The organism is Ensifer sp. GW821-FHT05G01 (genome assembly GCF_059419585.1).
This window is the reverse complement of record NZ_JBWKSC010000002.1, coordinates 91,882-103,776: the sequence shown is the minus strand read 5'-3', so window position 1 is coordinate 103,776 and position 11,895 is coordinate 91,882. Positions and strand designations below refer to the sequence as shown.

Annotated in this window: 9 protein-coding genes; 8 read left to right on the top strand and 1 reads right to left on the bottom strand. The window is 62.6% G+C overall.

The genetic code is table 11. The annotated features are described in order from the left end of the window. The first annotated feature begins 43 nt into the window (after window positions 1–43). Complete coding sequence (locus AC07UR_RS06295) at window positions 44–535, top strand: Lrp/AsnC family transcriptional regulator (RefSeq protein WP_209789329.1); 492 nt, start codon at window positions 44–46, stop codon at window positions 533–535. A 19-nt stretch (window positions 536–554) separates the two neighbouring features. On the opposite strand, the gene AC07UR_RS06290 is transcribed toward AC07UR_RS06295, so the two are convergent. Then, the gene (locus tag AC07UR_RS06290) at window positions 555–1,193 is read right to left on the bottom strand and encodes a TetR/AcrR family transcriptional regulator (RefSeq protein ID WP_077501126.1); all 639 of its coding nucleotides are present in this window, start codon (window positions 1,191–1,193) and stop codon (window positions 555–557) included. Window positions 1,194–1,488: 295 nt separating this feature from the next. On the opposite strand from AC07UR_RS06290, the gene AC07UR_RS06285 reads away from it, so the two are divergent. From AC07UR_RS06285 to AC07UR_RS06255, 7 genes are all read left to right on the top strand, one after another. Then, window positions 1,489–2,052 (top strand): TRAP transporter small permease, encoded by a 564-nt coding sequence (locus AC07UR_RS06285; protein WP_209789328.1) that lies wholly within the window; start codon window positions 1,489–1,491, stop codon window positions 2,050–2,052. A gap of 10 nt (window positions 2,053–2,062) precedes the next feature. After that, the gene (locus tag AC07UR_RS06280; protein ID WP_209789327.1) at window positions 2,063–3,343 is read left to right on the top strand and encodes a TRAP transporter large permease subunit; all 1,281 of its coding nucleotides are present in this window, start codon (window positions 2,063–2,065) and stop codon (window positions 3,341–3,343) included. Between the two features lie 66 nt (window positions 3,344–3,409). Continuing rightward, complete coding sequence (locus tag AC07UR_RS06275) at window positions 3,410–4,426, top strand: TRAP transporter substrate-binding protein (RefSeq protein WP_209789326.1); 1,017 nt, start codon at window positions 3,410–3,412, stop codon at window positions 4,424–4,426. A gap of 62 nt (window positions 4,427–4,488) precedes the next feature. Beyond that, window positions 4,489–5,349 (top strand): shikimate dehydrogenase, encoded by an 861-nt coding sequence (locus AC07UR_RS06270; RefSeq protein ID WP_209789325.1) that lies wholly within the window; start codon window positions 4,489–4,491, stop codon window positions 5,347–5,349. 25 nt (window positions 5,350–5,374) lie between these two features. After that, window positions 5,375–7,261, top strand: a complete 1,887-nt coding sequence (locus tag AC07UR_RS06265) for a bifunctional sugar phosphate isomerase/epimerase/4-hydroxyphenylpyruvate dioxygenase family protein (RefSeq protein ID WP_209789324.1) — start codon at window positions 5,375–5,377, stop codon at window positions 7,259–7,261. A 302-nt stretch (window positions 7,262–7,563) separates the two neighbouring features. Beyond that, complete coding sequence (locus AC07UR_RS06260) at window positions 7,564–8,619, top strand: efflux RND transporter periplasmic adaptor subunit (protein WP_234941721.1); 1,056 nt, start codon at window positions 7,564–7,566, stop codon at window positions 8,617–8,619. A 2-nt stretch (window positions 8,620–8,621) separates the two neighbouring features. After that, window positions 8,622–11,858 carry an efflux RND transporter permease subunit gene (locus AC07UR_RS06255; RefSeq protein ID WP_173421530.1) on the top strand — a complete coding sequence of 1,079 codons (3,237 nt, stop codon included), beginning with the start codon at window positions 8,622–8,624 and terminating at the stop codon, window positions 11,856–11,858. The last annotated feature ends 37 nt before the right edge of the window (window positions 11,859–11,895 follow it).

The window sequence follows — 11,895 nt, the reverse complement described above, 5'->3', positions numbered from 1 at the left end:
TTCCGGCAATACTGACCGATGAAACGCCATTTCAGGAAATTTCATGCCGAAGAAACTGCCAAGCTTTGACGCAGCGACCATCCGCATTCTCGATCTGCTGCAGCAGAACGCCGAGATCAGCACGGCCGAGCTTGCCGAAGCAACCGGGCTTTCGGCCTCTCCCTGCTGGCGGCGCGTCAACGAACTTAAGGAGAGCGGCGTCATCAAGGGTTCGGTGGCGCTCGTCGACGCTTTCGCGCTTGGCCTTGCCGTCAACGTGTTTGTGCACGTATCGCTGAAGCAGCAGGACCGGGCCTCGCTCGATGCCTTCAGCGCCGCGATCAGGACCAAGCCCGAAATCGTCGAATGTTACCTGATGACGGGAGAGTCGGACTACATGCTGCGCGTCGTCGTCGAGGACCTGATGAAGTACCAGGCGCTCGTCGTCGACTTCCTGACGACCATCCCCGGCGTCTCCAGCATCCGGTCGAGCTTCGCACTCAGCCAGATCAAGTACACGACGGCGCTGCCGACCGAGCACCTTCGCAACGGTTAACCTGCCAACAGAGCTGTCTCTAGCTCTTGAGGTAACTCAGCACGGCATCGGCGATCAGACCCTTGTGCCGCTGCATCGTCTCCGGCTCGGAAAGGTCGCGGCGAAAGATCGTGCCGAACGTGTAGCGGTTGGAGACCCGGAAGAAACAGAAGGCGCTGATCAGCATGTGCACGTCGATCGGATCGGCCGTGCGCTGGAACACGCCCTCCGCGACGCCGCGCTCCAGAATGCCGGCGATGGTTTCGATCACCGAAACATTGAGATCGCGGATCGCCTCCGAGCGCATCATGTGGGCGGCGTGATGGATGTTTTCGATGCTGACCAGGCGCACGAATTCCGGATTGGCCTGGTCGTGGTCGAACGTGGTTGAGATCAGAGTGCGCAGCGCCGCCTCGGGTGCAAGGCTCGACAATTGCAGATCAGCCTCCAGGGTGCGGATCTTGCGGTAGGACCGTTCGAGCACCGAGAGATAGAGCCCCTCCTTGCTCTCGAAGTAATAGTAGATCATCCGCTTGGAGGTGCGGGTCTTCTCAGCGATCGCATCGACACGTGCGCCGGCCAGACCATGGGTCGCGAACTCGTCCGTCGCGACGATGAGGATGTCCTCCTTCGTGCGCTGTGGATCGTTCTTGCGTCCATTCTCTGCTCGCGCCGCCATGCCCCGTCGCATCCTCCACCCTTGATTCTCAACGCGAAATGGCTGCCGCCGCCACGCGTTGGCCGCGGCTCCACTCCGCGACCTGCCCCAAGTCTTATTGGGCTTGCGCGCTTCTTTCAAGACATGCCGCTTGACATTCGAACTAGTTAGTACATTTTGAAATGGCATTCGGTCGCTTGGAGGAGAGATCGGCATGTCAGCCTTGCACACTTGCCAACCTTGTACACTTGGATGTCCTGACCGATGACGGACGTCACAGGCCGCAAGACGCGGTTGATCGCCTGGGAGGAGCGAAATGGTGAGGATAATCGAATTCTGCTTCCTGCTGCTGAAGGTCGCCATCGCGCTTCTGCTTGCGGGCATGGTCGTGCTGGTCTTCGGCAATGTCGTGCTGCGCTACGCCTTCAACACAGGCATCACCTATTCCGAAGAGCTGTCGCGCATCTTCTTCATCTGGCTGACTTTTCTCGGCGCCGTCATCGCGATGCGCGAACATGCCCACCTCGGTGTCGATTCACTTTTGCGCCGACTGCCGCCCAATAGTGCAAAGGTCGCGATCCTTTCAGGCCAGGTGCTGATGCTGGGCGCAACATGGCTGATGATCAGCGGCAGCTGGTCGCAGACGCTGATCAATCTCCATGTCGCGGCACCCGCCACCGGCATTTCCATGGGCTTCTTCTACGGTGCAGGCCTCGCCTTCGGCATTCCCGCCTTCCTGATCATCCTCTGGGACATGTTCTCAATCCTCACCGGCCGCGTCGACGTGGCGACGGCCGAGCTGGTGCGTGACAGCGAGGATCAGGTGGCGCTCGACGAGCACCCGGGATCCCCGCTCGCCCATCCCGTCGCCAAGCCCTGAGGAGAGACCGATGACCGTCACGATTTTCCTCGGCGCCCTGCTTGGCCCGATGGCGCTCGGCGTGCCGATCGCGTTTGCGCTGATCATCACCGGCGTCGCGCTGATGATGTATCTCGGCCTCTACGACGCCCAGATCGTCGCCCAGAATGTGCTGAACGGCGCCGACAGCTTTCCGCTGATAGCCGTGCCCTTCTTCATGCTCGCCGGCGAGGTGATGAACACCGGCGGCCTGTCGCGACGCATCGTCGATCTCGCCATGGCGATGGTCGGCCACATTCGCGGCGGGCTCGGCTTCGTCGCGATTTTCGCCGCCTGCATCATGGCGAGCCTCTCCGGCTCGGCCGTGGCCGACGCGGCAGCCCTTGGTGCCCTTCTCTTGCCGATGATGCTGAAATCCGGTCACGATCCGGCCCGCGCCGGCGGGCTCTTGGCATCCGCCTCGATCATCGGCCCGATCATACCGCCGTCGATCGGCTTCATCCTTTACGGCGTCGTCGGTGGCGTCTCGATCACCAAGCTGTTCCTCGCCGGCATCTTCCCCGGCCTGATGATTGCCGCCGCCCTCTGCGTCACCTGGATGATCGTGTCGCGCAAGGAGCAGCACCAGTTGCCGCCGCGCCAGAGCGGCGCCGTCAGGATGAAGACCTTCATCGACAGCCTTTGGGCGCTGTTCCTGCCCGTCATCATCATCGTCGGCTTGAAGTTCGGCGTGTTCACGCCGACGGAAGCCGGCGTGGTGGCGGCCGTCTATTCACTGTTCGTGTCGATGGTGATTTACCGCGAGCTGCCGCCAGCCAAGCTGTTTCACGTCTTCGTCGCGGCTGCTAAGATCACGTCGATCGTGATGTTCCTCGTCGCCTGTGCCGCCGTTTCGGCCTGGCTGATCACCGTTGCCGACGTGCCCGGCGATCTCGTCGCCCTTCTCGAGCCGCTGATGGACAACCAGACGCTGCTGCTGCTGGCCATCATGGCGCTCGTCGTCGTCGTCGGCACCGCCATGGACATGACGCCGACCATCCTGATCATGACGCCGGTGCTGATGCCTATCATCAAGCAGGCCGGCATCGACCCGGTCTATTTCGGCGTGCTGTTCATCATCAACAACTCGATCGGCCTGATCACCCCGCCTGTCGGCACGGTGCTCAACGTCATCTGCGGCGTTTCCAAGCTCAAGATGGAAGAGCTGATGAAGGGCGTCATGCCGTTCCTGATCGCCGAGCTGATCGTGCTTTTCCTGCTCGTGCTGTTCCCGCAACTGGTGACCGTTCCGGCCTCCTGGTTTGCGCGATAGGCACCACGCAACATCTGCAAGCTTAACCGGCCGGAGGGAGAAACCGGCCAAACCTGGGAGGGAAATATGTTCAACAGACTGATGAAAATGGCGCTCGGCGTTGCAATACCGGTAGCACTGATGGCGGCAAGCCCGGCACTCGCCGAGATCCGCGAGCAGCAACTCAAGTTCGCCGCCGCCAACAACAAGGGCCATCCCCAGGTCATGGGCATGGAGAAATTCGCCGAACTGGTGAAGGAGAAGAGCGGCGGCAAGATCGAGGTCAAACTCTTCCCCGGCGGTGTGCTTGGCGGTGACGTCCAGACCGTCTCGGCGCTGCAGGGCGGCGTCATCGAAATGACGGTCCTGAACGCCGGCATCCTCGCCGGCAACGTCAAGCAGTTTGGCGCGGTCGACCTGCCCTTCCTCTTCAACAACGGCGAAGAGGCCGACAAGGTGATGGATGGCCCCTTCGGCACCAGCCTGACAGAATTGCTGCCCGCGACCGGGCTCGTCGGCTTGGGATACTGGGAGCTGGGTTTCCGCAATCTCACCAACAACCGCCACGCGGTCACCAAGCTCGAGGATATCAAGGGCCTGAAGATCCGCACGATCCAGTCGCCGATCCCGATCGAGCTGTTCAACAATCTCGGCGCCAATGCGGTGCCGCTGCCCTATACCGAGCTTTACACCGCGCTTGAAACCGGCACGGTCGACGGCCAGGAAAATCCGGCAGCCAACATTCTCAACGCCAAGTTCTACGAGGTGCAGAAGTACATGACGGTGACCCGTCACCAGTACAATCCGCAGATCGTACTCATCAGCAAGAAATTCTGGGACGGCCTCAACGACGAGGAGAAGGCGGTGCTGCAGGCATCGGCGACCGAAGCCCGCGACTACCAGCGCAAGGCCTCGCGCGAATTCGACGCCAAGGCGATCGCCGACATCAAAGCGACCGGCATGGAAGTCACCGAGCTGTCACCGGAAGAAACCCAGAAGCTGCGCGACGCCGTCAAGCCGATGATCGAAAAGTTCAGCGCCGAGATCGGTCCCGATACGGTCGCGGCCCTGTTCAAGGAACTTCAGGCACTTCGCGGCCAGTGAGCCTGCCGCCGGCCCGCAATGTCCGCGGGCCGGCACCCCGTCCCATGATGAAAGCCGTCGAGATGACCGAGACCCTTCTCAGACCGTTGAAAGCCGGATTGATCGGCGCCGGCATCCAAGCCTCGCTCACACCGGCGATGCACATGCGCGAAGGTGCGGCACAGGGGCTCGCCTATGAATACGAGCTGATCGACCTCAGCCAGCGCGGTGCTGGTCCCGAAGACCTACCGCAATTGCTCAGCGAGGCGGAACGGCGAGGCCTTTGCGGGCTGAACATCACCCATCCGTGCAAGCAGTTGGTCATCCCATTTCTACACGAGCTGTCGGACGAAGCCCGCGATCTCGGCGCAGTCAACACGGTGGTGCTTCAGGCAGGCCGTCGCATCGGTCACAACACCGACTGCTGGGGTTTCTCCGAGAGCTTTCGCCGAGGCCTACCAGACGCGGCTCTGACGCACGCCGTCCAGCTTGGCGCCGGCGGCGCCGGCGTTGCAACCGCCTACGCCATCCTTTCGATGGGCCTCGCTGCACTGACTGTTTTCGACCGTGCGATGGAGCGCGCCGAAACGCTAGCATCCGGCATGTCGGCACTGTTTCCACAGGCGAGAATTGTTGCCGGCGCCGACCTTGCCTCGGCGATGCGGACAACGGATGGCCTCATCCATGCGACACCGACCGGCATGGCAAAGTATCCCGGATTGCCACTTCCGGCAGAGCTGCTCGAGGCCCGCCACTGGGTGGCGGAAGTTGTCTATTTCCCGCTCGAGACAGCCCTTCTGGCCGAAGCCCGACAGCGCGGCTGCCGCACGCTCGACGGCGGCGGCATGGCGGTGTTTCAGGCCGTCGGCGCGTTTCGCCTGTTTACCGGTCGGGAGCCGGATGCGGCACGCATGCTTGCCCATTTCAAGGCCCTGACCGCCTGACGACAGGGCAACGAAGGAGACACGCATGAAAACCTCGATCGCCACCGTCTCCCTGAGCGGCGACCTGCGCAGCAAGCTGGAGGCGATCGCCAAGGCCGGCTTCGACGGCGTCGAGATCTTCGAGAACGACTTTCTCGTGTTCGACGAAAGCCCGCGTCAGGTCGGGCAGATGGTGCGCGACCATGGTCTGGAGATTTCGCTGTTCCAGCCGTTCCGCGATTTCGAGGGCATGCCGGAGCCGCTCCGAACCCGGACATTCGACCGGGCGGAGCGCAAGTTCGACCTGATGCAGGAGTTGGGCACAGACCTGGTGCTCGTCTGCTCCAACGTTTCTCCCGCAGCCCTTGGCGGGCTCGACCGGGCAGCCGCCGACTTTCGCGAGCTTGGCGAGCGGGCGGCAAACCGCGGCCTTCGCGTTGGATACGAGGCGCTTGCCTGGGGACGTCACATCAACGACCACCGCGACGCCTGGGAAGTGGTGCGCCGCGCCGACCACGCCAATGTCGGCCTGATCCTCGATAGTTTTCACACGCTGGCGCGCAAGATCGACGTCAACTCCATCCGCTCGATCCCGAAGGAGAAGATCTTCATCATCCAGCTGGCCGATGCGCCGCTGATCGACATGGATCTGCTCTATTGGAGCCGACATTTTCGCAACATGCCCGGCGAAGGCGACCTGCCCGTGCTCGAATTCATGCGGGCAGTGGCGGCCACCGGCTATGACGACTATCTGTCGCTCGAGATCTTCAACGACCAGTTTCGCGGCGGCTCGGCAACGGCGATATCCGTCGACGGCCAGCGCTCGCTTCGCTACCTCGGCGATCAGGTGCGGCGGGCCGAGCCGGACATTGCGCTTCCCGTTCCCGAAATGCCCGATCGATCGGGCGTCGAAGGCATCGCCTTCATCGAATTCACCATCGACGAAGACGAGGCGCCGCACCTCGAGGCACTGATCCGCACACTCGGTTTCCGCAAGGCCGCACGACACAGAACGAAAAGCGTCACAGTCTTCCAACAAGGTGACATCCGGCTGGTGATCAACACGGAAAGCCGAGGCTTTGCCAACTCCTCCTACCTGGTACACGGCGCTTCGGCCTATGCGATGGGCCTTCTTGTGGACGATGCCAAGGCTGCGCACCGGCGGGCACTGGCGCTCGGTGCCGAGACCTTCGTCCAGCCGCTGGACGACGGTGAAATCGAAATGCCGGCGGTGCACGGCGTCGGCGGCGGCATCATCTACTTCCTCGATCGCGACAGCGAACTCGGGAGAATATGGGACGTCGAGTTCGAGCAGATCGAAGACCTTATCGAGACCGCCGTCGGGCTGCGTTCGATCGACCACATCGCCCAGACGATGCACTACGACGAACTGCTGACGTGGCTGCTCTTCTATACCTCGCTGCTGAAGGCCCATAAGACGCCGCTTGTCGACATCATCGATCCCTCGGGCATTGTGCGCAGCCAGGTGGTGGAAAATGCCTCGGGATCCCTGCGCATCACCATGAACGGGGCCGAGAACCGCAACACGCTGGCAGGACGCTTCATCGCCGAGACCTTCGGCTCCGGCATTCAGCATCTGGCCTTCACGACAGACGACATCTTCACGACAGCAGACGCGCTTGCCGCAGGCGGCTTCGTCTCGCTGGCGATCTCGCCCAATTACTACGACGACTTGGAAGCCCGCTTCGGCCTCGATCCCGATTTCACCGAAAGGCTGAAGGCAAAGAACATCCTCTACGACAGAGACGAAAACGGGGAATATTTCCAGCTCTACAGCCCGACCTTTTCCGGCGGCTTCTTCTTCGAGATCGTCGAGCGGCGCGGATATCGCGGCTATGGCGCGGCGAATGCGATCTTCCGCATCGCGGCGCTGCGCAAGTTCCTTGAGCCGGCCGGCATGCCGCGCGCGTAAGCATCTGGCATGCGCATGTCCTGGATTACTCCATGGACAGGTCATGGCGCCGTGACGCCCGTTCCCCGGCAGCACGACATTCCGATCGGGCCGCACGCAGAATTGACGGATCGCGTAACATTGCTTCGAACGCCGATGTAACAGTTACGGAAGGGCGATTTACGCTTCAAAGGCAGAGTATTCCTGACTACTGTGCGGGTTGAGCAGACTCCGTGGGACTGAACCTGGCTTTGTTGCCGAAAGGGTGTCGCATGACCGTGCCGAAAGCTGCCTTCTCTGCCTTTTCCGTCCTTCTCGCGTTCATGTTCAGCGCACCGACTGGCTACGCGCAGCAGGCGCCCGCCGTGGTGGTAGCGCCCGCGCGAATCGTGGACCTTCGCGAAAGCGTCGATCTGACGGGTCGGGTCGTCGCAACCCAGAAGGTTGATATTCGCGCCCGCGTCGCCGGTTTCCTTGAGGCCGTGAACTTCAAGGAGGGGCAGAAGGTAACGGCCGGGACCCAGCTCTATCAGGTCGAGGATGGCGCCTATCGTGCGGCCGTGCAGGAGATCGAGGGCTCGATCGAGGCCGCCGAGGCGCAGCGGGATCTGGCCGTGCTTGAGCAGGAGCGCGCCAAGCAACTGATTGCGACCAATACGATCTCGCAGGCCAAGGTCGATACAGCCAATGCCGAAGTCAAGAAGGCGGAAGCTGATCTCGTGAAGCTGCGGGGCAGCAAGCAGAGCGCAGACCTCAACCTCTCCTACACCAAGATTACCGCACCCTTCGACGGCGTGCTGGGCCTGAGCACCGCCGATGTCGGCGCGCTGGTCGGTCCGGATACCGGCCCGCTCGTCACCTTGACGAAGCTGGACCCGATCTATGTGGAGTTTCCGGTCTCGACGTCCTTGCTGCTGACCTATCGGGAACGCGTGCTGAAGGGGATGACGCCTGGCGGTGCCAATGTCGGGCTGACGCTGCCAAATGGTACCGAGTATCCATTGAAGGGCACGATCGATTTCATCGGCAGCAACGTCGCGCAGGGGACCGACACGGTGACTGTACGCGCGCAGTTCGACAATCCCAACGCACTGTTGCTCGACGGGACGCTGGTGCGGGTCACGCTGGAACAGTCCGACAAGCAGGATGTCTTGGCAGTTCCGCAAGAGGCGGTGCAGCGCGACCAGCAGGGTGCCTTCGTCATGGTTGTCGACGCCGCCTCCAAAGTCGAACTGAGGCGTATCGACGTCGAGCGCTCGGCTCGTGGGCTCTCCGTGGTCAGCAAGGGGCTGAAGGAGGGCGAAAACGTCATCACCGAAGGTGTCGGCAAGGTCAGGCCGGGCATCGTCGTTGACGCAGCAGCGGCGACGGGTGGCTGAGCATGATCTCTGAAATCTTCATCGATCGTCCGCGCTTTGCCGCCGTCATCTCGATCGTATTGACGCTCGCCGGCCTGATCGCGCTTACCCGGCTGCCGATCGCCCAGTTTCCAGACATCGTGCCGCCACAGGTCAGCGTCACCGCAAGTTATCCCGGCGCCGGCGCCGAGGTGGTCGAAACCACAGTCGCCCAGCCGATCGAGAGCAAGATCGTCGGCGTCGACGACATGCTCTACATGAAATCGACGAGCGGCGCTGACGGTTCCTATACGCTGACCGTCACCTTTGCCGTCGGCACAGACCCAGACATCGCCACCGTCAACGTGCAGAACCGCGTGTCGCTGGCCGAGGCCGGGCTGCCTTCGGAGGTCAAGCAGACCGGCGTCAGCGTGCGCAAGAAATCGTCGGCGCTGATGCAGGTGATCACCATCTACGGCAAGGACGGCAGCGACTTCGATTCGCTGTTTCTTTCGAACTACGCGACGATCAACGTGCTCGACACGATCAAGCGGGCGCCGGGTGTCGGCGATGCCTCGCTGTTCGGCGCCAAAGACTATGCCATGCGGATCGTGCTCGATATCGATCGCCTGACCAATCTCGGTCTGACGCCGACCGATGTGATCAACGCGCTGAAGACGCAGAACGTCCAGGCCGCCATCGGCCGGATCGGCGCGCAGCCGATGACCGACGATCCGCTGTTTCAGCTCAATCTGACGACCCAGGGCCGCCTCACCGATCCTTCCCAGTTCGAGGACGTGGTGTTGAGGGCCGAGCCGGACGGGTCGTTCGTGCGTATTCGCGATATCGCCAAAGTCGAGCTGGGCGCAGCGAGTTCTGACTCCAGCGCTCGTTTCAACGGCAAGCCGGTGGCGATGATCGGCACCTATCAGGCACCAGGAGCCAATGCGCTTGCCGCCGCCGAAGGCGTCAAGCAGGCGATGGAAAGGCTTTCCCAATCGTTTCCCGAGGGCCTGACCTACTCGATCTCCTATGACACGACCCAGTTCGTCGAGGCGAGTGTGGAAAATGTCGTGCATACGCTGCTCGAAGCCTTCGTGCTCGTCATCATCGTCGTCTTCCTGTTCCTCGGCAATGTCAGGGCGACATTGATCCCGCTTGTCGCCGTGCCCGTCGCGCTGATCGGCACCTTCGCGGTCATCCTCGCCATGGGTTTCTCGCTGAACACCGTTTCGCTCCTGGCGATGGTGCTGGCGATCGGCATCGTCGTCGACGACGCGATCGTCGTGGTCGAGAACATCGAGCGGGTGATGGAGGAGAACCCCGGCATGCAGGCCCCCGAGGCGGCGCGGCTCGCCATGGGCGAGATCACCGGTGCGATTGTCGCTATCACGCTCGTTCTCCTGTCGGTGTTCGTGCCCGTCGCGTTCATTCCCGGATTGAGCGGTCAGCTGTTCCAGCAGTTCGCCGTGGCGGTGTCCGTGTCGATGGTGATCTCCGCCATCAACGCGCTGACCTTGAGCCCGGCCCTCTGCTCGATCCTGCTGAAGCCCCATCACGGCCCGAAACGCGGCATCCTCGGCTGGATCTCGCGGCGGATCGACAACGGACGCGACGGCTATGTCCATGTCGCCGGGCATATCGCCCGTCGGGCTGTCCTTGGCCTTCTCCTCCTGGCAGTGGCGATCGGCGCCAGCGGTTGGCTGTTCCGCGTCGTGCCGACAGGCTTCCTTCCAAGTGAAGACCAAGGCGCCTACTTCACCGAGATAAGGCTGCCTGAAGGAGCATCCTACAACCGCACCGATGCGGTCGTTCGCGACGTCGAGAAAATGCTCGGCGGCATCGATGGCGTTGCCGACGTCATCACCGTCACCGGCTACAGCTTCCTCGACGGCCTGTCCAAGTCGAACAGCGCCTTTGCCATCGTCACGATGAAGCCGTTCGCCGAGCGCACCGGCAAGGCGAGCTCCGTCGACGCAGCGGTTGCAACGACCATGGCCAAAGGCACGGCGATCCGCGCCGCACAGATCTTCGCCTTCAACCTGCCGCCGATCATGGGCCTCGGCACTGGTTCGGGCTTCGAATACCAGTTGCTCGACCTCCAGGGCCGAACGCCCGCGGATCTGGCGGCGACAGCCGGCGGCCTGATTGTCGCCGCCAACCAGAGCCCGCTGCTCGGCCCCACCTTCACCACCTATTCGGCAAGTTCGCCGCAGCTCTACCTCGATCTCGATCGGGACCGCCTGCAGGCGCTCGGGGTCTCGGTGAGCGATCTCTTCACCACGCTGCAGGGCACGCTCGGGTCTTTCTACGTCAATGACTTCAATCTCTTCGGGCGCAGCTGGAAGGTCAACATGCAGGCGGCCGAGGCCGACCGCGCGTCGGTCGACGACATCTCGCGCCTGCACGTACGCAACGCCTCGGGTGGCATGGTGCCCGTCGCCTCCGTCGCGCGCGTCGAATATATCATCGGGCCGCAGTCGATCGTCAGGTACAACAATTACCGCTCGATCACGCTGAATGGTCAGCCGGCACCCGGCGTGTCTTCCGGCGAGGCGCTCGCCGCGATGGAGGCGCTGTCGGCGACCACCCTGCCCCCCGGCTACAGCTACGAGTGGACCGGAACCGCGTTGCAGGAACTTGAAGCGGCGGGACAGACGACGGCGATCCTCGCGCTGGCGGTGCTGTTTGCCTATCTGTTCCTGGTGGCGCTCTACGAAAGCTGGACGATCCCGATCCCTGTCCTTTTGTCGGTGGCGGTCGGCGTCGCCGGCGCCCTCGTTTCGATCCTTATCGCGGGTCTGTCGTTCGACATCTATGCCCAGATCGGCCTCGTCGTGCTGATCGCGCTCGCCTCCAAGAATGCGATCCTGATCGTCGAATTCGCCAAGTTTCATCGCGAGAAAGGTGCCGGCATCGTCGAGGCGGCGGTCGAGGGCGCCCGCGCCCGCTTCCGCGCAGTGATGATGACGAGCTTCGCCTTCATCGTCGGGCTCATTCCCCTGGTGACGGCCGAAGGCGCCGGCATGCTGAGCCGGCGCGCCGTCGGCACAGGCGTTGCGGGCGGCATGCTCGCGGCCTCGCTGATCGGCATTTTCATCATCCCGGCCCTTTATGTGGTGTTCCAGTGGTTGCGCGAGCGCGGCCACAGGCTTGCCGGTCTCTCGACCACGGGCGGCGTCCACGCATCAGCGACAAAGGCTGATGCCGGAGCCACGCCGGCTTCTGCAGAGACTGGCGAGGATGCCGGTCGCGCCGCTGCCGAGCAACACGGCCCCTAACTCGAGCACGTCGTCACACCTGTTTTACAGAAGCGAA

Coding starts and splice junctions, on each gene's coding strand:
- AC07UR_RS06295 (WP_209789329.1), top strand. CDS start 44: ATGCCGAAGAAACTGCCAAGCTTTGACGCAGCGACCATCCGCATTCTC.
- AC07UR_RS06265 (WP_209789324.1), top strand. CDS start 5,375: ATGAAAACCTCGATCGCCACCGTCTCCCTGAGCGGCGACCTGCGCAGC.
- AC07UR_RS06290 (WP_077501126.1), bottom strand. CDS start 1,193: ATGGCGGCGCGAGCAGAGAATGGACGCAAGAACGATCCACAGCGCACG.
- AC07UR_RS06285 (WP_209789328.1), top strand. CDS start 1,489: ATGGTGAGGATAATCGAATTCTGCTTCCTGCTGCTGAAGGTCGCCATC.
- AC07UR_RS06280 (WP_209789327.1), top strand. CDS start 2,063: ATGACCGTCACGATTTTCCTCGGCGCCCTGCTTGGCCCGATGGCGCTC.
- AC07UR_RS06260 (WP_234941721.1), top strand. CDS start 7,564: ATGTTCAGCGCACCGACTGGCTACGCGCAGCAGGCGCCCGCCGTGGTG.
- AC07UR_RS06275 (WP_209789326.1), top strand. CDS start 3,410: ATGTTCAACAGACTGATGAAAATGGCGCTCGGCGTTGCAATACCGGTA.
- AC07UR_RS06255 (WP_173421530.1), top strand. CDS start 8,622: ATGATCTCTGAAATCTTCATCGATCGTCCGCGCTTTGCCGCCGTCATC.
- AC07UR_RS06270 (WP_209789325.1), top strand. CDS start 4,489: ATGACCGAGACCCTTCTCAGACCGTTGAAAGCCGGATTGATCGGCGCC.